At 56.8% G+C, this 20,167-nt stretch carries 13 protein-coding genes; 8 read left to right on the top strand and 5 right to left on the bottom strand.

Going from position 1 to position 20,167, the window contains the following annotated elements; translation table 11 throughout:
- Positions 1-59: 59 nt before the first annotated feature.
- From LT85_RS21315 to LT85_RS21295, 5 genes are all read right to left on the bottom strand, one after another.
- The gene (locus tag LT85_RS21315; protein ID WP_038492986.1) at positions 60-3,728 is read right to left on the bottom strand and encodes a DUF748 domain-containing protein; all 3,669 of its coding nucleotides are present in this window, start codon (positions 3,726-3,728) and stop codon (positions 60-62) included.
- Positions 3,729-3,889: 161 nt separating this feature from the next.
- Positions 3,890-4,552, bottom strand: coding sequence for an HAD family hydrolase (locus LT85_RS21310; RefSeq protein WP_038492984.1), 663 nt, complete (start codon positions 4,550-4,552; stop codon positions 3,890-3,892).
- Positions 4,553-4,652: 100 nt separating this feature from the next.
- Complete coding sequence (ubiG, locus tag LT85_RS21305) at positions 4,653-5,348, bottom strand: bifunctional 2-polyprenyl-6-hydroxyphenol methylase/3-demethylubiquinol 3-O-methyltransferase UbiG (protein WP_038492982.1); 696 nt, start codon at positions 5,346-5,348, stop codon at positions 4,653-4,655.
- A gap of 154 nt (positions 5,349-5,502) precedes the next feature.
- Positions 5,503-6,138 (bottom strand): outer membrane protein OmpA, encoded by a 636-nt coding sequence (ompA, locus tag LT85_RS21300; RefSeq protein ID WP_038492980.1) that lies wholly within the window; start codon positions 6,136-6,138, stop codon positions 5,503-5,505.
- A 285-nt stretch (positions 6,139-6,423) separates the two neighbouring features.
- Complete coding sequence (locus LT85_RS21295) at positions 6,424-7,071, bottom strand: OmpA family protein (protein ID WP_253273595.1); 648 nt, start codon at positions 7,069-7,071, stop codon at positions 6,424-6,426.
- Positions 7,072-7,361: 290 nt separating this feature from the next.
- Here LT85_RS21295 and gyrA point away from each other — a divergent pair, with 290 nt between their 5' ends.
- The 8 genes from gyrA (at position 7,362) to cmk (ending at position 20,142) form a co-directional block, all read left to right on the top strand.
- Positions 7,362-10,046 (top strand): DNA gyrase subunit A, encoded by a 2,685-nt coding sequence (gyrA, locus tag LT85_RS21290; protein WP_038492975.1) that lies wholly within the window; start codon positions 7,362-7,364, stop codon positions 10,044-10,046.
- A gap of 156 nt (positions 10,047-10,202) precedes the next feature.
- Positions 10,203-11,309, top strand: coding sequence for a 3-phosphoserine/phosphohydroxythreonine transaminase (gene serC / locus LT85_RS21285; RefSeq protein WP_038492972.1), 1,107 nt, complete (start codon positions 10,203-10,205; stop codon positions 11,307-11,309).
- Positions 11,310-11,397: 88 nt separating this feature from the next.
- Positions 11,398-12,471 carry a prephenate dehydratase gene (pheA, locus tag LT85_RS21280; RefSeq protein WP_038492968.1) on the top strand — a complete coding sequence of 358 codons (1,074 nt, stop codon included), beginning with the start codon at positions 11,398-11,400 and terminating at the stop codon, positions 12,469-12,471.
- 73 nt (positions 12,472-12,544) lie between these two features.
- On the top strand, positions 12,545-13,651 hold the full coding sequence (hisC, locus tag LT85_RS21275; RefSeq protein WP_038492965.1) for a histidinol-phosphate transaminase: 1,107 nt from the start codon (positions 12,545-12,547) through the stop codon (positions 13,649-13,651).
- A 37-nt stretch (positions 13,652-13,688) separates the two neighbouring features.
- Entirely contained in the window at positions 13,689-14,588 is a 900-nt protein-coding gene (locus tag LT85_RS21270; RefSeq protein WP_038492962.1) for a prephenate dehydrogenase, read from the top strand.
- Entirely contained in the window at positions 14,588-15,928 is a 1,341-nt protein-coding gene (gene aroA, locus LT85_RS21265) for a 3-phosphoshikimate 1-carboxyvinyltransferase (protein WP_038492959.1), read from the top strand. The genes LT85_RS21270 and aroA overlap by 1 nt, the downstream gene beginning before the upstream one ends.
- Positions 15,929-15,943: 15 nt before the next feature.
- The gene (locus LT85_RS21260; RefSeq protein ID WP_038492957.1) at positions 15,944-19,414 is read left to right on the top strand and encodes a DEAD/DEAH box helicase; all 3,471 of its coding nucleotides are present in this window, start codon (positions 15,944-15,946) and stop codon (positions 19,412-19,414) included.
- A gap of 56 nt (positions 19,415-19,470) precedes the next feature.
- On the top strand, positions 19,471-20,142 hold the full coding sequence (gene cmk, locus LT85_RS21255) for a (d)CMP kinase (RefSeq protein WP_038492954.1): 672 nt from the start codon (positions 19,471-19,473) through the stop codon (positions 20,140-20,142).
- The last annotated feature ends 25 nt before the right edge of the window (positions 20,143-20,167 follow it).

Raw genomic sequence — 20,167 nt, 5'->3', positions numbered from 1 at the left:
ACGCACTTGGGGCATCCCTGTCAGCGCCTTGCCAGTATTGAAAGTTCTCGGCCGAAACCTTATTTCAGCGCAAAATCGACCCGGTTTGGTGCGCCTTTGTCCTTGATGCCGTCGGCAGTGAGTTTCGGTGCGATCAGGAAAATGCGTTCCAGCGGAATCTTGCCCTTGGTTTCCAGATATTTGCGGACTGCTTCTGCACGGCGGGTTGCCAGTGCGCTAAGGGCGTCCTCGGTGATCGGCGTATTGGCCACGATCAATTTTTCCATCTCCGCGGTGGGCAGCGATTTGGCGAAGCCGATGGCGTTGCGCGGCTTGTCGAATTTGCTGGCACTATACACCTTGCCCATGTATTTATCCTTGTCGGCATCGGTCAGAGTGACGTCATCCGATTCCGCTTGGTCGCTTTGATTGACAGAGTCCTTGAGTTTCAGCTGCTTTAACTGGCGGTTGAGGACTTGTTGGCGTACGCCGTCGGTATCGGTTTTCGGATCGACGCGACCGATCAGGTCCAGTTTCAGGGCAGGGCGGTCATCCAGCGCCTTGGCGATGGTGTCCAGCTTGCTTTGGGTAGCCGCGCTAAGTGTCGCTGAGCCGGGCGCGAATTCCGCATAGCCGAGTTCGTCGCCGCCAGCACCGCCGAAAGCCGAGCTGATTAGGGCGAAAGGCGAAGTCACCGCCTTGACGATGAGGTTGACGAAGATGCGGACGATGATGCCGCCTATCGAAAATTCCGGGTCCGACAAGGTGCCGGAAATCGGCAGGTTGATGTTGATCTGGCCGTTGCGGTCTTTCAGCAGGGCGACTGCCAGTAGCACTGGCAGCTTGGTGGCGGTCGGGCTATCGATCTTGTCGCCGAAGGTAAGCTGGTCGATGCGTACGTTGTTCGCGGCCACCAGCTTGTCGTTCTCGATGTGATAACTGACGTCCATCGACAGTTTTCCCTTTTCGATGGCGTAGCCGGCGTACTTGGCGGCATACGGCGTCAGGCGCGGCAGTTCGACGCCGTTGGCGCTGGCCTTTATATCGAGGAACATCGGCTTGAACAAGGGATTCAGCGAACCGGAGATCGCCACCGGTGCGTCGTTATCGATCTTTCCGTTGATATCGATCGGCGCTGGCGCCGGCTTGTCGGAGGCAATCGCGCCAACCGTGCCGTTCATGCCGGTCATGTTGGCAGTGTAGTTCGGCTTGACGAAATTGTCGGTGTAGTTAATGTTGCCGCCCTTGATGACGACCTGGCCGATCTTGATCACTGGTGCATTGTCCTTCGGCGGCGGCGCAACGATCGGTGCAACGGTGGTGGTTCCTTCGGAGGTGGCCTTGCTGACTTTTTCTGGCGCCGGACCTGAACTGTCGCCAGCCTGGGTGGAAGTCAGGGATGGCGTTGGGGTGCCGGGCGGCGTGTTTTTCGATACCACGATATCTTGCAGGTTCAGCTTGGCTTTGTCCGACAAGATGATGCGTGCATAGAAATCGTCCAGCGCGATTTTTGCCAGCGTCACATTTTGACGAGGGCCGCCAATATTCGCGTTGATACCGCTGACGTCGAGCATTTTCCACTTCAGGAAATCGGCAGAGGTTTCCTTGTCCAGCACGCGGAAATTAGCCAGGCGCAGCATGCCGTTGTAACCGGTCACCATCTCCTGGCGGCCGCTCGGCAGCACCAGCGACAACTTGCCTTTGGTGCTTGCCAGGCCTGAGCTGAGCGTGACATTCAGGAAGTCGGTGAAGTAAGGTTGTAGCGCCGGGACCGGCAGGTTCTGCGCATCGATGTCGAGCGCAACCGATTTCATTTGCGCTGCGACGTTGCCATCTACCGACAACTTCCCGCTCTTGTTGAGCTGTGTGCGCAACGCGACCTTGATTGGTTTGTCGAGCTTGCTGGAGACATTTTCCGCAGTCAGGTTGAAGCCGTCGGCACGCAACTTGACCGCCGGTTTTACGGCATTGTCGAGGTAGGCGACACTGCTGTCGCTGACGGCGAACTGATTCACGCTGGCGACCCATTCCGGTCCGCTCTTCTTTGCCGCTGTGCTCGGGGCAGCCTTGGCTGACGCACCGGCTGGCGCCAGGAATTGCTGCAGGTTGAGCTTGCCCTGGGCGTCGCGGCGCACGTCGCCCTGGATACCTGCCAGGCGCAAGGCGCTGGCGTTGAAGGTATGGGCTTCGGTATCGACGCTGGCGTTTTCCAGGCTGATTTTCTTCGCGGCGATGCTGCCGCCGGCGCTGTTTTTGGCGGCAACTTTGAGGTCGTCCACATCAATTCCCAATTGATGCAGCTGGATACGACTGCCGTCGATGGCGAGCAAGGTATTGAGCGATAACTGGCCGGAAACCACTGCCGCCAGCGAACGGTTGACATACGGCTGATAAGGCGCGAGCGACAAGGCATTGATGCTGGCCTTGCCGGCGACAATCGCTTTCGCTGGCGTGATCTGGCCGATGAACTGGATATGCTGATCAGTTTCGGTGCCAGTGGAGAGCGTTACGGTAGCAGGCTTGGCGTCGGCTGCCATCGACAGATGGCTCGCATCCAAGGCGACGTTCTTGACTTGCAGGTTCAGCGCCGGTGATGCATTGGCGGCGTCCAGCCAGTTCACAGTGCCGTCCTTGATGCTGAATTTAGCCAGTGTCATTTGCGGTGCCGCGGCAGGTGCCTTTTTCGGTGCGTCTTTAACGATTTCCTGCTTGGCGGCCGGCGTGCTCAAAGCGGCCCAGTTCAGGCTGCCGTTGGCGTTCAGGTTGACCCAGACTTCAGGTTGCTGGATCTCGATCTGGTCGAGTGCAGCCGCGCCGGTAAGGACATTGAGCTTGTTGATCTGGGCATTGATGGTTTGCGCTTTCAGCAGTGGCGCTGCGTTCTTGTCGGCCAGTGCAAGATTGGCTAGTTGCAGCCAGCCGGACAGCAAGACTTCGGGTTTGTCCTTGTTGCGGACGAATGTCAGGTCGAGCTTGGTGGAAAGTTTGGCGCTCTGGATCGCCAGCGGCAGGGCGACCGGGGAGAAGGCGACATAACTGGCGACATCCAGCTGGTCGATATCGATCGCCAGCGCTGTTTCCTGGCTGCCGGCGAACGGTTTGGTACGTCCCTTGAGGTCGAATGGCGTGCCGTTGATTTTGGCCGATACATGTGGCTGGACGAAGGTGTCGACCTTGCTGGGAAAGTTGGAGACGTATGGCAGGCCGATATTCAGCGCTTCGATATCGACCAGCTTGTTGGTGACTTTGTCGTCAAACTTGATCGCACCGTTTTCGAGCTGGATATTGGATACAGAAAACAGAGCCGGCTTGTCGCTCTTGGGCATCGCCAGGATGCGATCGATGACATCGGAAAAATTGTAGCGGCCAATGCCGTCGGCGCTGGTGCGCACAATATGCAGTTTGGGATTGATCAGCTGGGCTTCATTGAGCACCGGCGCCAGGCGGAACAGCGAGGCAGACGAGGCGTTGACCAGCAGTGTACTGGCGGAAAAGGCCGGGGTGGTCTTGTCTTGCTCATACAATGTGAAATCGGATACGGTGAGTGTCAGCGTAAACGGATTGAAGGCGATTTTGCTGACCGTCGCCTTGCGCCCTATCTGCGCTTCAACCTGTTGTTCGACCAGGTGTTTGGCAACCGGCGGCACTGCCAGCCAGCTAATGAGGGCCAGTACCAGCAGGACTGCAACAGTGATACCGGTCCAGCGGATGGCGCGCGGAAGCCAGGAAGGACGAGGAAGGTTTGCCATTTTTATTCCTTATGGGCAATCATGTCCACAATATACTGCCGGACATGTTTGCTAGCTATTTTATTAAAGTCTTTGAAACTGCTTATGGCAAGTCGCCAAGAACTCCATCGCGCGAAAGTCATGCGTCTACGCAGGCGTATGACCGGAGTTACGTAAAAAAGTTACTGCCGGGGCAGCAAAGTCAGCAATTCGCGTGGCGTATCAATCAGAGCATCCGCTTCCCAAGAGCTCGGCTCGCTCTCGCCGCAATAACCCCAGGCGACCGCGACGGTAGCCATGCCGGCAGCGCGGCCAGCCTGGATATCGCGCAGGTCGTCGCCGACATACCAGCATTCCTGCGGCTGCAGATTGAGGCGGCGCGCAGCTTCCAATAATGGTTCCGGATGAGGCTTGGAGTGTGCTGTGGTGTCGCCGGAAATGACGCAATCGGCATCTGCCAGGCCAATCTGCGATACCAGCGGATCGGTGAAGCATGCCGCTTTGTTGGTAACCACGCCCCAGCCAAGATGGCGTTGGCGCAAGTCTTTCAGCAGGGCCGGGATACCGTCGAACAGAGTACTGTCGACTGCCAGCGCTGCAGCGTAGTGATTGAGAAAGCCGACGCGCAATTCCTCGTAGTCCGGATCGCCCGGTTTCAGTCCGAAGGCGGCGCCAATCATGCCGCGCGCGCCGGCCGATGTATAAGGGCGCAATTGTTCATATGGCGTGCTGCTTAAGCCGCGGTCGTTGCGCAGGCGGTTAAGCGCTGCCGCCAAATCTGGCGCAGTATCGGCAAGCGTACCATCAAGGTCAAACAGGATGGCGCGTGGCATTGGCAGGGGCATGATCGGTTCCTAGAGTGCGAGAAAACGGCGCGCCGCAGGTAATAACTGCGGATGCGCCTTGCAGCCACCTCGGTTAGAGCAGGACTGCAGGATTGCTGGTTTATACGTGCTTGCTGCACGCCATCAGATAATTGACGCTGGTGTCTTGATTGAGCGAATAAATCAATGTCAGCGGGTTATAGCTCATGCCGCGCATGTCCTCAACCGTCAGTCCGGCGTTGCGGGCAAATTGCGCCAGCTCAGCGGGGGTGATGAACTTTGCATAGTCATGTGTGCCCTTAGGCAACATGCGCAACAGGTATTCAGCTGCCAGCACCGCTTGCAGGTAGGCTTTCAGATTGCGGTTGAGGGTCGAGAAAAATACCTGTCCTCCAGGTTTTACCAGCGTTGCGCAAGCGCGCACGACGGATGCCGGATCCGGGACGTGCTCCAGCATTTCCATACAGGTCACGACATCGAACTGTCCGGCTTCGCGGCTGGCCATGTCTTCGGCAGCGATTTTTTCGTAACGGACCTGGATTCCCGATTCCAGGCTATGCAGATCGGCAACTTTCAATGCTTTGTCCGACAGGTCAATGCCGGTAACTGTAGCGCCTTTGCGGGCCATGGACTCGGCCAGGATGCCGCCGCCGCAGCCGATATCCAGCACATTCTTGCCGGTTAACGAAGCACGCGAGTTGATCCATTCCAGGCGTAAAGGGTTAATCTCATGCAAGGGACGAAATTCCGATTCCGGATCCCACCAACGGTGGGCCAGGTCGCTGAATTTTTTGAGTTCTGATGGGTCTGCGTTCATAGGTTGAATCATAGCCGGAAACGGCGGTTTTGCGGTTTGATGTCGGATTAAAAACATTCTCTGTCCGGGTTTGCGCCGGCAGCGATAGTTAAAATAAAAAGTCAAAGCGAAAAAAAACCCCGCCAAGGCGGGGTTCTGATCGAGTTTGAATCGATTAGTTAGTACGTGTACCAACAACTTCGATTTCAACGCGACGGTTTTTAGCGCGGCCAGCAGCGGTCTTGTTATCAGCGACCGGTTGCGACTTGCCCTTGCCTTCGGTGTAAACACGGTTAGCTTCGACACCCTTGTGTACCAGGTATGCCTTGACAGCTTCAGCGCGGCGAACCGACAATTTTTGGTTGTAAGCAACTGAACCGACCGAGTCAGTGTGACCAACAGCGATGATGACTTCCAGGTTGATTGCGCCCAGTTTCGATGTCAGGTCATCCAGTTTAGCTTTGCCTTCTGGCTTCAGGACAGCTTTGTCGAAGTCGAAGAATGCGTCAGCAGCAAAAGTAACCTTTTGCGATACTGGAGCTGGTGCTGGAACGACTGGTGCTGGAGCTGGTGCTGCTGGAGCAGGTGCAGCTTGAGCGATTTCGCCGTCGCAACCTGGAACCGAGTCAGCTGGTGTCCAGTAACCGGTATGCCAGCACAGACCGTACGGGTCACGTGCGATCACGCCGTTGGAGCTTTGCACATAGGCGCTGTTTGGGGTAGGTGCCTGGATATCTTTGATTTCCTGCGCGGAGGCAGAGAGTGCGACGACTGCGGACGCAGCGAAGACGAGTTTTGCTAATTTATTCATGTTTCTCCTCTCGGTTGAGATATCCGCAGATTAACTGCGCAACTAATATACGACATCAAAAATTGGATAGTACCACGTGGTTCAGGCCGTTACGTGTGGGATTGACCACACGCAATGAACTTGACCACCATTCTGCCACAGGCTTCAAGCGCTAGCGAAGGATGCCAAATGATCCAGCACACGTTTTGCCTGCTTCGTTGTTTTCATACAACATAACATTATGAAAACATCACCACGGCCGACATATTACATCGGCGCAAGGAAAGTATCTATTTTATTTTGGTTTTATTGTATTTTGATTATCACTCTGCGGTTCGGGCTGAGGCATGCGATGCGTTTTTGATGATCTAATTTGTTGCTGCAAGTCACTATCGGATCGGCTGAACCGGCGCCAACGACCTCTATTTTGTTGGTCACGCCTTTGCTTTTCAGATACTTGGCGACGCTGGCGGCACGTTGTGTTGATAACTTCTGGTTATAGCCGTCTGTCCCAAGGTGATCGGTGTAGCCGGTTACCAATATAACTTTGGCTGTGCCGCAATCCGCCAGTTTTGATATGGCATTTTTATCAATATTTTGTTTGGCTGTTTTGCTCAGTATCGCTTTTCCGAAGCTGAAAGTGCTATCGCTGGATAAGGTAAATTCACATCGGGCAATAAGAGTCGGCGCCGTAGGTTGATCGTTGGCAATTTCTGGCACGACGGCGAGCGCCGGTGCAGTTACTTTCATGACTGGGGATATCAGCTCGCCGTCGCAGCCGGCGACTGCATCACTGGCGTCCCAATAACCGGAGCGCCAGCACAAGCCATCCTGGCTGCGTACTACCGGGCCGCGGCCATCTTGCAGATAGGCACTTTTTTCACGGTTGGCTTGGATGTCGGTGGTTTGGGCAAAGCCGGAGTGGGCTGCAAAGCCGCAAGCCGAGCCTAACAACAGACTCAGCGCAATGGTATGACGCATAAATTATTTCCTGATAGAAATGGCGAGGAACGAATGGGACAGTTCCTAAAAGCCGGGCAAGGCGGCATTTAAACATATTTTTTTGACCCGGCAGGTTTTCAGCCGCTCTGCCTTGCCTGAAAAGCCAGAACTGCCACTCTCGCGTGCTAAAATCACGCGGTTGTACCTTCGTTTTAAACTGTATTCCGCCGCCAGCCGGCAGATCGGCAATGAACGCTGGTTCTATATTGATCAACCCAAGTTAAGATTGGCCGACTCGCTAAATGGATCAATTCGCTAAAGAAACAATCCCGATTTCCCTCGAAGAAGAAATGCGCAAGAGCTATCTCGATTACGCCATGAGCGTGATCGTCGGCCGTGCATTGCCGGATGTGCGCGACGGCCTCAAGCCGGTGCACCGCCGGGTCTTGTTCGCGATGCATGAAATGAACAATGTCTGGAATCGCCCGTTCGTCAAATGCGCGCGCGTGGTCGGTGAAACCATGGGTAAATACCACCCGCACGGCGACGCCTCGATTTACGACACGCTGGTGCGGATGGCGCAGCCGTTTTCGCTGCGTTATATGCTGGTCGACGGCCAAGGCAACTTCGGCTCGATCGATGGCGACGGCGCGGCAGCGATGCGTTACACCGAGTGCCGCCTCGACAAGATCGCCGGCGAACTGCTGGCCGACCTCGACAAGGAAACCGTCGATTTCGTGCCGAACTACGACGGCAAGGAAAAAGAGCCATCGGTATTGCCGACCCGTATTCCCAACCTGCTGATCAACGGTTCGTCCGGGATCGCGGTGGGTATGGCGACCAACATTCCGCCGCACAACCTGACAGAAGTGATCGATGGCGCGCTGCACGTGTTGCGCAACGCCGATTGCACGATCGACGAGCTGATCGAAATCATCCCGGCGCCGGACTTCCCGACCGCCGGCATCATTTACGGCGTGTCCGGTGTACGCGATGGTTACCGCACCGGCCGTGGTCGCGTGGTGATGCGCGCCAAGACCCACTTCGAAGAATTCGGACGTGAAGGCCGCACCGCGATCATCATCGACGAACTGCCGTACCAGGTAAACAAGAAGGCGCTGCTGGAACGTATCGCCGAGCTGGTGCGTGACAAGAAGCTGGAAGGTATTTCCGACCTGCGCGACGAATCGGACAAGTCCGGCATGCGTGTGGTGATCGAGCTCAAGCGCGGCGAAGTGGCCGAAGTGGTGCTCAACAACCTGTACAAGCAAACGCAGCTGCAAGACACGTTCGGCATGAACATGGTGGCGCTGGTGGATGGCCAGCCTAAGTTGCTGAACCTGAAGCAGATGTTGGAATGCTTCCTGTCGCATCGTCGTGAAGTGGTGACGCGCCGTACCGTGTTCGAATTGCGCAAGGCGCGCGAACGCGGCCACGTGCTGGAAGGTCTGGCGGTAGCGCTGGCGAACATCGATGATTTCATCGCGCTGATCAAGGCTGCGCCGACGCCGCCGGTCGCGAAATCCGAACTGATGGCGCGCGCCTGGGATTCTTCCATGGTGCGCGAAATGCTGGCTCGTACTGGCGACGAAGTTGGTGGCGTCGAAGCCTTCCGTCCGGAAAACCTGCCTAAGCATTACGGCATCCAGACTGACGGTTTGTACAAGCTGTCGGATGACCAGGCGCAGGAAATCCTGCAGATGCGTTTGCAACGCCTGACTGGTCTGGAACAAGACAAGATCGTCAACGAATACAAAGACGTGATGGCGCAGATCGCCGATTTGCTGGACATCCTGGCCAAGCCGGAACGCGTCACCGTCATCATCACTGATGAAATGACCGCTGCCAAGAACGAATACGGCATCGGCAACAAAGATGAACGTCGTTCGCAAATCGAATTGAATCCGACCGACCTGGGTACGGAAGACTTGATCACGCCCCAAGACATGGTTGTGACCTTGTCACACACCGGCTACATGAAGTCGCAGCCTGTGTCCGAATACCGCGCGCAAAAACGTGGCGGTCGCGGCAAGCAAGCGATGGCGACCAAAGAAGATGACTGGATCGACCAGCTGTTCGTCGGCAATACCCATGATTACATCTTGTGCTTTAGTAATCGCGGCCGCCTGTACTGGCTGAAGATCTGGGAACTCCCGCAGGGCTCGCGCAATTCGCGCGGCAAGCCGATCGTCAATATGTTCCCGCTGCAGGACGGCGAAAAAATCACCGTGGTATTGCCATTGTCCGGCGCCAACCGCTCGTTCCCTGAAGACCGTTATGTCTTCATGTCGACCAGCCTCGGTACCGTCAAGAAGACGCCGTTGTCCGACTTTAGCAACCCACGCAAGGCTGGCATTATCGCGGTCGATCTGGATGAAGGTGATTTCCTGATCGGCGCCGCGCTGACCGACGGCCAGCATGACGTGATGCTGTTCTCCGATTCCGGCAAGGCAGTGCGCTTCGATGAAAACGATGTGCGTCCGATGGGTCGTACTGCACGTGGCGTGCGCGGCATGAACCTGGAAGAGGGCCAACAGGTCATCGCTTTGCTGGTCGCGGAAAACGAACAGCAATCGGTATTGACGGCGACTGAAAATGGCTTCGGAAAACGTACTCCGATCACCGAGTACACCCGCCATGGCCGCGGCACCAAGGGCATGATCGCGATCCAGACCAGCGAGCGCAACGGCAAGGTTGTTGCAGCGACGCTGGTTGAGCCTAGCGACGAGATCATCCTGATCACCACTGGTGGCGTCCTGATCCGTACCCGTGTTGCGGAGATTCGTGAAATGGGCCGCGCCACCCAAGGCGTGACGCTGATCGCGGTGGAAGACGGCACCAAGCTGAGCGGTTTGCAGCGTGTGGTCGAATCCGATGCCGAAGTCGACGTGGCTGAAGCAACGGACGCTGCGGATGCGACCGGTACCGATGCTGAAACAGGCGGCAACACCGAAGCAGGTGATGCTCCCGACGCGTCGACAGAGTAATGCAGTAGCGCGGCTCAGCCTGGCTGAGCCGCGTGTTGTTCTGGATTTTATCGATATCGCATCACAGTAACGCCATCTGTTGGACCATAGTTTTCAAAGCATCAGCATTTCTGCGTAGTCTCTGCAATTCCGGTTCTTTATCTGACGATATTCATCATGCCAATCTATAATTTTTCTGCTGGTCCTGCCGTATTACCGAAAGAGGTGTTGCAGCAAGCTGCCGCCGAAATGCTGGACTGGCAAGGTAGTGGTATGTCCGTGATGGAAATGAGCCATCGCGGCAAGGAATTCATGTCGATCCTGGCCGCAGCGCAATACGATTTCCGCGAGCTGCTTGGCGTGCCGGACAATTACAAGCTGTTGTTCATGCAGGGCGGCGCGATTGCCGAGAATGCGATTGTTCCGCTCAATCTTCTGGGGCGCAATGGCAGAGCACAGCCTGCTACCAGCGACTATATCAACACCGGTTCCTGGTCGACCAAGTCGCTGAAAGAAGCGCGGCGCTATGGCAATGTCAATGTTGCGGCTTCTTCCGAAGAGAGTCACTATGCGCAAATTCCCGCGCGTGAAAGCTGGCAGCTGTCTAAGGATCCGGCGTACGTGCATATCTGCAGCAATGAAACGATAGACGGCGTCGAGTACCAATTTACACCCGATATCGGTGTCGATACCAATGGTGCTCCCTTGGTCGCCGACATGTCGTCACATATCCTGTCGCGCATGGTGGATGTATCCAAATATGGCGTGATCTATGGCGGCGCACAAAAGAATATCGGACCGGCCGGCCTGACGCTGGTGGTGGTGCGCGAAGATTTGCTCGGCCATGCTTTGCCAGCCTGCCCTTCCGCCTTCAACTGGAAAATCGTCGCCGACAATGATTCGATGTACAACACGCCGCCAACCTATGCGATCTATATCGCAGGGCTGGTGTTCCAGTGGCTCAAGCGCCAGGGCGGCGTCACAGCGATGGAGCAACGGAATATCGCCAAGGCGGCGTTGCTGTACGACTACCTGGATTCCACCGATTTTTACCGCACCAAAATCGCCAGCAACTGCCGTTCGCGCATGAACGTGCCGTTCTTTCTTGCGAATGAAGCGCTGAATGAGGCGTTTCTGACGGGGGCGAAAGAGCAGGGATTGTTGCAACTGAAGGGACATAAATCGGTGGGCGGCATGCGTGCTTCGATTTACAACGCAATGCCCTTGGAAGGTGTCCAGGCATTGGTCGCTTATCTGAAGGAATTTGAGAAGCAGCGCGGCTAACGCGCTTTTTCTGCACGCAATTGCCGACGTCTGGTTGGGCCGGCAGTAGAAGCAGTAGTAGAACCTGAGATAGAAATACAGAGCTAACATGAGCGAAGACAAACTCCTACCCTTGCGTCAGCAGATTGACGCGATCGACGCGGAAATCCTGGCGTTGCTGAATCGCCGTGCGCAAATTGCGCAGGAAGTCGGTCACGTCAAAGCCGAAACCAATGCACCGGTGTTTCGCCCGGAGCGCGAGGCGCAAGTCTTGCTCAAGGTCGCTGAACGCAATCCCGGTCCGCTGCAAGGCGCCGACGTGCAGACCATTTTCCGCGAAGTGATGTCTGCGTGCCGCGCGCTGGAAAAGCGCGTCACGGTGGCTTATCTGGGCCCAGCCGGCACCTTCAGCGAGCAGGCGGTGTATCAGCAGTTCGGCCATGCGGTCGAGGGTTTGCCTTGCGTTTCGATTGATGAGGTATTCCGCGCGACGGAAGCAGGTACGGCCGACTTTGGCGTGGCGCCTATCGAAAATTCGTCCGAAGGCGTGATCAACCGCACCCTTGATCTGTTGTTGCAAACCACGCTTAACATTAGCGGTGAAGTTTCTATCCCGGTGCATCACAGCCTGATGACCAAAGAGGGGACGATGGATGCCATCACCCGTATTTGCGCGCACTCGCAAGCGCTGGCGCAATGCAATGCCTGGCTGAATCAGCACTATCCTAATATCGAACGGCAGGCAGTTGCTTCGAATGCCGAAGCGGCGCGCATCGCCAGCGAAAATGTCGCAGTGGCGGCGATCGCCGGCGAAATGGCTGCGCAAAAATACGACTTGCAAGTGGTCAGCGCCAATATCCAGGATGATCCGCACAACCGCACCCGCTTTGCCGTGGTTGGCCGACTGAAAAACGGGGCTAGCGGCAAGGATCAGACTTCGCTGGTACTGTCGGTGGCGAACAAGGCTGGCGCGGTCTATAAGCTGCTGGCGCCGCTCGCCAAACACGGCGTATCGATGACGCGCTTTGAATCGCGGCCGGCACGCATGGGCGCATGGGAATACTATTTCTATGTCGACGTCGAAGGCCATGCCGCCGATGAACAGGTCGCCAAGGCGCTGGAAGAATTGCAGCAGAACGCTGCGTTCTACAAGCTGCTGGGGTCGTATCCGCGCAGTTTTTAAAGCGGCCTGATCCACGTCCCCTTATTTCTTTATCTTGTTATTTCGTTTCAATATTTCGTCCTGAAAGCAGACAATGTCAATTAAATTTGGTCCAGAGTATGTGCGCGCTATCGCCCCGTATCAAGGCGGCAAGCCGATTGCCGAAGTCGCTCGCGAATTCGGCCTGGACGAAGCCAAGATCATCAAACTGGCGTCCAATGAAAATCCGCTGGGCATGCCGGAGTCGGCCAAGCTGGCGATGCAAAAGGCTGTCGCCGATATCGGTCGTTATCCGGACGCTAACGGCTTTGAGTTGAAGGCCGTGATCACCGCCAAGTACGATGTTCCAGCGGAATGGATCACGCTGGGTAACGGTAGCAACGACATCCTGGAACTGGCGACGCATGCTTTCGTCCAGGCCGGGCAAGCCGCCATGTATGCGGAATATTCGTTCGTCGTGTACGCGTTGGCGACGCAGGCGGTGGGTGCGCGCGCTATCGTGGTCAAAGCCAAGGACTACGGTCACGACCTGGAAGCGATGGCCAATGCGATCACCGCCGATACCAAGCTGATCTTTATCGCTAATCCGAATAATCCTACCGGCAGCTTCATTCCGGCGGCCGAGCTGGAAGCTTTCCTGGCGCGCGTGCCGCCGCACATTGTGGTCGTGCTGGACGAGGCCTATAACGAATACTTGCCGCCAGAAGTGCAGTACGAATCGATTTCCTGGGTCCGCAAATATCCGAACCTGCTGGTGTCGCGCACGATGTCGAAAGCATACGGTCTGGCCGGTTTGCGTATCGGCTTCGGCATCGCGCAACCGGTGATCACCGATTTGCTGAACCGTATTCGTCAGCCATTCAATGTCAACTCGCTGGCGCAAGCTGCTGCCGTGGCTGCCTTGAACGATACCGCGTTCTTGCAGCGCAGCGCGCAGTTGAATCGCGACGGCTACCTGCAATTGACGCAAACTTTTGATGAGCTGGGTTTGGAATATGTGCCGTCGTTCGGCAATTTTGTCATGGTCAAAGTAGGGGAAGATGAAGGCGCAGGAGCGCGCGTCAATCTGGCTTTGCTGAAGCAGGGGATCATTGTGCGGCCGGTCGGCAATTATGGCCTGCCGCAATGGTTGCGCATCACTATCGGCTTGCCAAGCGAAAACGCAGCATTTATCGACGCTCTGAAAAAACTGCTGGCCTGAACGGCGGTTTCGATCAATCTTTATTAAAGCAATACTCGTGTTCAAGAAAATCGCTATTTTTGGTGTCGGGCTGATTGGTGGTTCGTTTGCCCTGGCTATGAAAAAAGCCGATGCGGTGGAACAGATTGTCGGCGTCGGACGCCAGCTGACGACTCTGCAGCGCGCCCGGCAATTGGGAATCATCGATGCTATTGCCGCCAATGTGGCTGATGCGGTAACCGGCGCTGATCTGATCCTGATCGCAGCGCCGGTGGCGCAAACCGGCGCTATCCTGGTCAGCATCGCACCGCATTTGCAAGCTGGCGCCATCGTCACCGATGCCGGCAGCACCAAGTCCGATGTGGCGCTGGCGGCACGTGCTGCGCTGGGTAGCAAGATCGCTCAGTTTGTGCCGGGTCATCCAATCGCCGGCCGTGAACAGAATGGGCCTGAGGCTGCTCTGGCAGAACTGTATGTCGGCAAGAAAGTGGTGTTGGCGCCGTTGCCGGAAAATTCCGAAGCTGATGTGGCGCGGGTCGCGGCGGCATGGCAGCAGTGCGGCGCATTGATTCATCGCCTGTCTGCGCAACAGCACGATGCCGTGTTTGCCGCGGTCAGTCATTTGCCGCATGTGCTGGCGTATGCGCTGGTGGACGACATCGCCAACAAGCCGCATGCGGCTTCGTTATTTCAATATGCGGCCAGCGGCTTTCGCGATTTCACGCGTATCGCCGGTTCATCGCCGGAAATGTGGCGCGATATATCGCTGGCAAACCAGAGCGCCTTGCTGGGCGAGCTGGACGCTTACCTGCTGCAGTTGACGCGCATGCGTGGCTTGCTGGCAGCTGGTGACGGCCCCGCGCTGGAAGCGATCTACAGCAACGCGCAACAGGCTAGGCACAACTGGATCAGCGCCATCGAGGCAGCGGAACAACAGAACAAGGAAGGTGGCGACTAATGACTATTCAACGCAAGCAAACTTATCCCGAATATATCGATTTGCATCCTGTAGCGCAAGTACACGGTTCGGTCCGGCTGCCGGGTTCAAAAAGCATTTCCAACCGCACCTTGCTGCTGGCAGCGTTGGCCAACGGGACGACGCAAATCCATGACCTGTTGGCATCTGACGATACCTTGGTGATGCTGATGGCGCTCAAACAATTGGGCGTGATCTGGGAACAGACTGAAGCTACGCAGACCTACACAGTACATGGCAGCGGCGGGGCCTTCCCTGTGCATCAGGCTGATCTGTTCATGGGTAATGCAGGTACCGCTATCCGCCCGCTGACGGCAGCGTTGGCGGCGATGGGCGGCGACTATGCAGTGCATGGCGTGGCGCGCATGCATGAACGGCCTATCGGCGATCTCGTCGATGCCTTGAACGCCGTCGGCACCAAGATTGCCTATACCGGCGTGACCGGTTTCCCGCCTTTGCATATCCAGCGCGGACAACTGCATAGCCAGCGCATTCAGGTGCGCGGCAATGTTTCCAGCCAATTCCTGACGGCGCTGCTGATGGCTGCGCCTTTGATGGCGAAGAATGAGGCGGTGACGATAGAGGTTATCGGCGAACTGATTTCCAAGCCTTACATCGAGATTACTCTGAATCTGATGCAACGCTTCGGTGTGACGGTCATGCGTGAGGGCTGGCAATCATTCACCGTCGCCGCCGGCGCGCAATATCAAAGTCCGAAGTCGATTCACGTCGAAGGCGATGCTTCGACCGCATCGTATTTCCTGGCGGCCGGTGCGATTGCAGGTGGACCGCTTCGCGTTGAAGGCGTCGGCAAGGATAGCATCCAGGGCGACGTGCGTTTTGTCGAAGCACTGGAACAGATGGGCGCCAGCATCACCATGGGTGACAACTGGATCGAAGTGTCTTCGAACGGCGCGCTGAAGGCCATCGACGCTGATTTCAACCATATCCCGGATGCCGCCATGACGATCGCGATTGCCGCGCTGTACGCCGAAGGCACTAGTACGCTGCGCAATATCGCCAGCTGGCGGGTCAAGGAAACCGATCGCCTGAACGCCATGGCGACCGAATTGCGCAAGCTCGGCGCGACCATCGAAGAGGGAAGCGATTACTTGCGCGTGACTCCTCCTGCGCAATTGCAGGCAGCGACCATCGACACTTATGACGATCACCGGATGGCGATGTGTTTTTCATTGGCTGCGCTAGATGGCGCGGCGCGGCGCGGGACCACGGTGCGCATTAATGACCCGCAATGTGTGGCCAAGACCTTTCCGGATTATTTCACTGTGTTCGCGCAAATCGCCGAACAGAAATTACTGTAACCCGACAGGCCGCGCATGAATTTGACACTTGCCGATGTGCGCGACGTGTTGCATCAGGCAACCTTTGATCGCGGCCAGGAATACGTGCGTCAGCGGCGTGTGCTGGCGGTTGAACAGGATGGCGACGTTCTCAACGCCACCGTTCAAGGTAGTGGAAGCAACGTCTACCAGCAAGAAATAACCCTGTCGGTATTCCGCGATGCGCCGGATATCGATAGCGTCTGTTCCTGTCCCGTCGGTTCCAACTGCAAGCATGTGGCAGCAGCGTTGATTGAATATCTGCAGCGGCCTTCCTCTGATCAGATCACGATTGCGACCGGTAGGTTGCGCGCGCCGGAGCCCGCTGTCGTTGTGGCCAAGCCTGTCGCCAAAGTTGTTCTGCCACCGTCACCGCCGCTGGCGCGTCCCATGGAAGCATGGTTGACGCGGGTCCAGAGCGAAATTGCGGGTGCTGTATCGGCGGTCCCCCAGACTGGCTTGCGCCAGAAAGTCGCTACGCACCAGGTGGTGTTCGTCCTGTCTGCTGCCTACAACGGAAAGAAGGCTGTGCTGCATTTGTGCAAGGCGCAACCGAGACCGAACGGCCAGTTCTTATCCGCTCAACCGATTACGGATGTGCCGCGCTTGTTGGCAGATCCGACGTTATTCCTGCGTTCGGAAGACCGTGACCTGATCGGTCTTTTTGTGGCCCAGAACGATGGTAACCATGCGCAGCACGCCGCCTGTGAGTTGAGCGGAGAACTCGGCGCGCAACTGTTGCGCGCACTGCTGCAGCAACAGCGTTTGCTGTGGGCTAATTCCCTGTCCGATCTTGCAAAGGGCACCGCCTATCCTTTGCAGCTGGCCGCGCCGCGCCGTGCTAGCCTGACTTGGCATGAAGCACCGGATGACGGCCGCGATGCAGCACTGGATCTATGGCAGCTGGGTTGGCAATTCGAGGCGGAAACCGATGGGGCGGAGCCTTCGGCAACGCTGCGCAAGAGTCTCGATTACATGCTGCCCACCGAGCCGCCTTGGTATATCGATAATCTCTCTTGTGGCGAACTGCTGTTGTCGCACCGCGATAACCGGATTACTAATAAAGCGTTGAACGATCTGGTGATCCAGGCGCCCATGCTCGATCCGGAAAATCGCCTGACGGTTGCCCAGCAACTGCTGACGCAGGGTTTGAGTGACGTGATACCGTTTCCGCCGCAAGTGGCGCAGGCGGTGCGCAGGGATATCGCGCCGCAACCGCTGCTGGTGTTGGGTAATCTGCCCAGCGTCAGCAATCCGCTGATGCAGGATTTTGCCGAACTGCATTTCCGCTATGACGGTGCTATCGCCTCTGCCCGATTTAGTACTGCGCTGTGCCGCAATACGCCGGCCGGGATTGAACAGATCATGCGGGATCAGGCCGCTGAAGCCACTCTACAGCGGACATTGCAGGAGCTCGGCTTGCAAGCGCTGGAAGGTACGCAACATCCATTGGCCATGATGCCAGGCATGTTCATGCTGCCGGACCAGTCAGCCTGGCTGCGCTTTGCGAAAGTGGGCGTGCCGCAGTTGATAGCGCAAGGCTGGCAAATCGACAAGCGCGCCGAATATCGTTTCGATGTAGCCGAGGTGGAAGACTGGTATGCCGAGATTGACGACGCGGCCGATGATGCCGGCGGCAGCTCCTTTGACCTGCAAATGGGTATCGTGGTCAACCATCAGCGCATATCGCTGCTACCGTTGCTGGTCGACTTGATTCGCCATGCGCCGCAGGATTTCGATCCGCGCACCATGGCCCTGCGCGACGACCAGGATGAATTGCTGGTGCGCCTTGCCGATGGCATGCATGTCGCCATGCCCTGGGGCCGTATCAAGCCGATCCTGAATACCCTGGGTGAGTTGTATTTCGCTGAAAAAACCGAAGGTCCGGTGCGCCTGTCTGCGCTCGATGCGGCGCGTCTGGCCGAGCTGGATGCTGGCAACAAGCTGCGCTGGGTTGGCGGCGACCGTCTGCGTAGCATGGGACAAAAGCTGCATACCTTTGGCGGCATCAGGCAAGTGCTGGCGCCGCCTAGGCTGCAGGCGACGCTGCGCGACTATCAGTTGCAAGGTGTGGCGTGGATGCAGTTCCTGCGCGAATACGATCTGGCCGGCATCCTGGCCGACGACATGGGGCTGGGCAAGACTGTACAGACCTTGGCGCATATCCTGATCGAGAAGCAAAGCGGTCGCCTGACGGCGCCGGCGCTAGTGATTGCGCCCACCAGCCTGATGGATAACTGGCTGCAGGAAGCAGCACGCTTTGCCCCGGATCTGCGCGTGCTGGTGTTGCAAGGGAAGCAGCGGCTGGAACAGTTCGACCAGATCGCGGAATGCGATTTGATACTGACTACCTATGCCTTGTTGCCGCGCGATGAAGAACGCTGGCGTGAACAAGTTTTTCATTTGCTGATTCTGGACGAAGCGCATTACATCAAGAATCCACGTTCCAAGGTGGCGCAAAGCGCGGCGTTGTTGAATGCGCGGCATCGGCTGTGTCTCACCGGCACGCCGGTAGAGAATCATCTGGGCGAGCTGTGGGCGCAATTCCATTTCCTGTTGCCGGGCTTGCTGGGTGACGAAAAAACCTTTAACCGCGATTTCCGCCACCCGATCGAAAAGCAGAGCGACGCGACCCGGCGAGCATTGTTAAGCCGCCGCATCAAGCCCTTCCTGCTGCGCAGGACCAAAGACAAAGTGGCAAAGGAACTGCCGCCAAAGACTGAGATGCTGCGCAGCGTGACCTTGACCGGGGCGCAACGGGATCTCTACGAAAACGTGCGCCTGGTGATGGATAAAAAGGTACGCGAGGAAATCGCCAAGAAAGGCGTAGCGCGCAGCCATATCGTGATTCTTGAGGCGCTGCTGAAACTGCGCCAGGCTTGCTGCGATCCGCGCTTGCTCAAGACGGACCAGCCGGAAGTTGAGGCAGCGCAGGCAGAAATGCCATCTGCCAAGTTGCAGGAGCTGCTGGAAATGGTCGACGAGTTGCGCCAGGAGGACCGGCGGATTCTGGTTTTCTCGCAATTTACCAGTATGCTGGCGCTGATTGCCGACGAGCTGCGCGAGCGTGATATCGGCTATACGTTGCTGACCGGCGCCACGCAAGACCGGGCAGAGGCGGTACGTAAATTCCAGGATGGTGAAGTGCCGGTGTTCCTGATCAGTCTCAAGGCCGGCGGCGTCGGCCTGAACCTGACCGCAGCGGATACCGTGATCCATTACGATCCTTGGTGGAATCCCGCGGCCGAAAGCCAGGCAACCGACCGCGCCTGGCGTATCGGCCAGGACAAGCCGGTGTTTGTGTACAAGCTGATCGCCAAGGGTACGGTGGAAGAAAGCATTCAGCTGCTGCAGCAAAAGAAAGCTGACCTGGCGCAGGCAATGTTGTCGCCCGAAGGGGATGAAGCACAGAATATCGGTCTGACCCAGGATGATTTGCAGGCAATTTTCGCACCCTTGTCAGAGTAATACTTATTTTCCAATTGCCGATGGCACTTCCAATTCAATAATAATCGAGTACCTCTATGCCTAGCTCCCATATTCCTGTCATCGCCATCGATGGCCCAACGGCATCCGGTAAAGGCACCGTAGCGCAAAAGGTTGCACAACACCTGGGTTTTCATTATCTCGATTCCGGCGCGCTGTATCGTTTGACCGCATTATCCGTACTGCGTCGCAATACGCCGCTGGACGATGAGCACGCCTTGGCCAAGGCCGCGGAGCACCTGCATTGCCATTTCAACGGTGCTCATATCTTCCTGGCGAACGAGGACGTGACCAATGATATCCGGGCCGAAGAGGTTGGTAATATGGCGTCAAAAATTGCTGCAATACCAACGGTTCGACAAGCCTTGTATGGCTTGCAATTGAGTTTCCGGCAACCCCCGGGGCTGGTCGCCGACGGTCGCGATATGGGGACGGTGATCTTCCCCCATGCCGGTCTGAAAGTGTTTTTGACCGCTAGCGTCGAGGCCAGGGCCCAACGGCGCTATAAGCAATTGATTGACAAGGGTTTTTCTGCTAATATGGAAGACCTCTCAAAGGATTTGACGGAGCGTGATGCGCGCGATAGCAACCGCAGCTCGGCACCGTTAAAGGCTGCGGAAGGGGCGCATTTGCTGGATACCTCTGCGATGACCGCTGATCAGGCGGTCGAACAAGTACTTAGCTGGTATGCATCTGCCAAGTCGTCCTGAATGAGAAGTAAGTGTTTTAGCCTCA

Origin of the sequence: Collimonas arenae (assembly GCF_000786695.1) — a bacterium.
Classification (GTDB): domain Bacteria; phylum Pseudomonadota; class Gammaproteobacteria; order Burkholderiales; family Burkholderiaceae_D; genus Collimonas; species Collimonas arenae_A.
The sequence above is the reverse complement of the archived record's forward strand: the minus strand, read 5'-3'. Positions and strand labels throughout refer to the sequence as shown.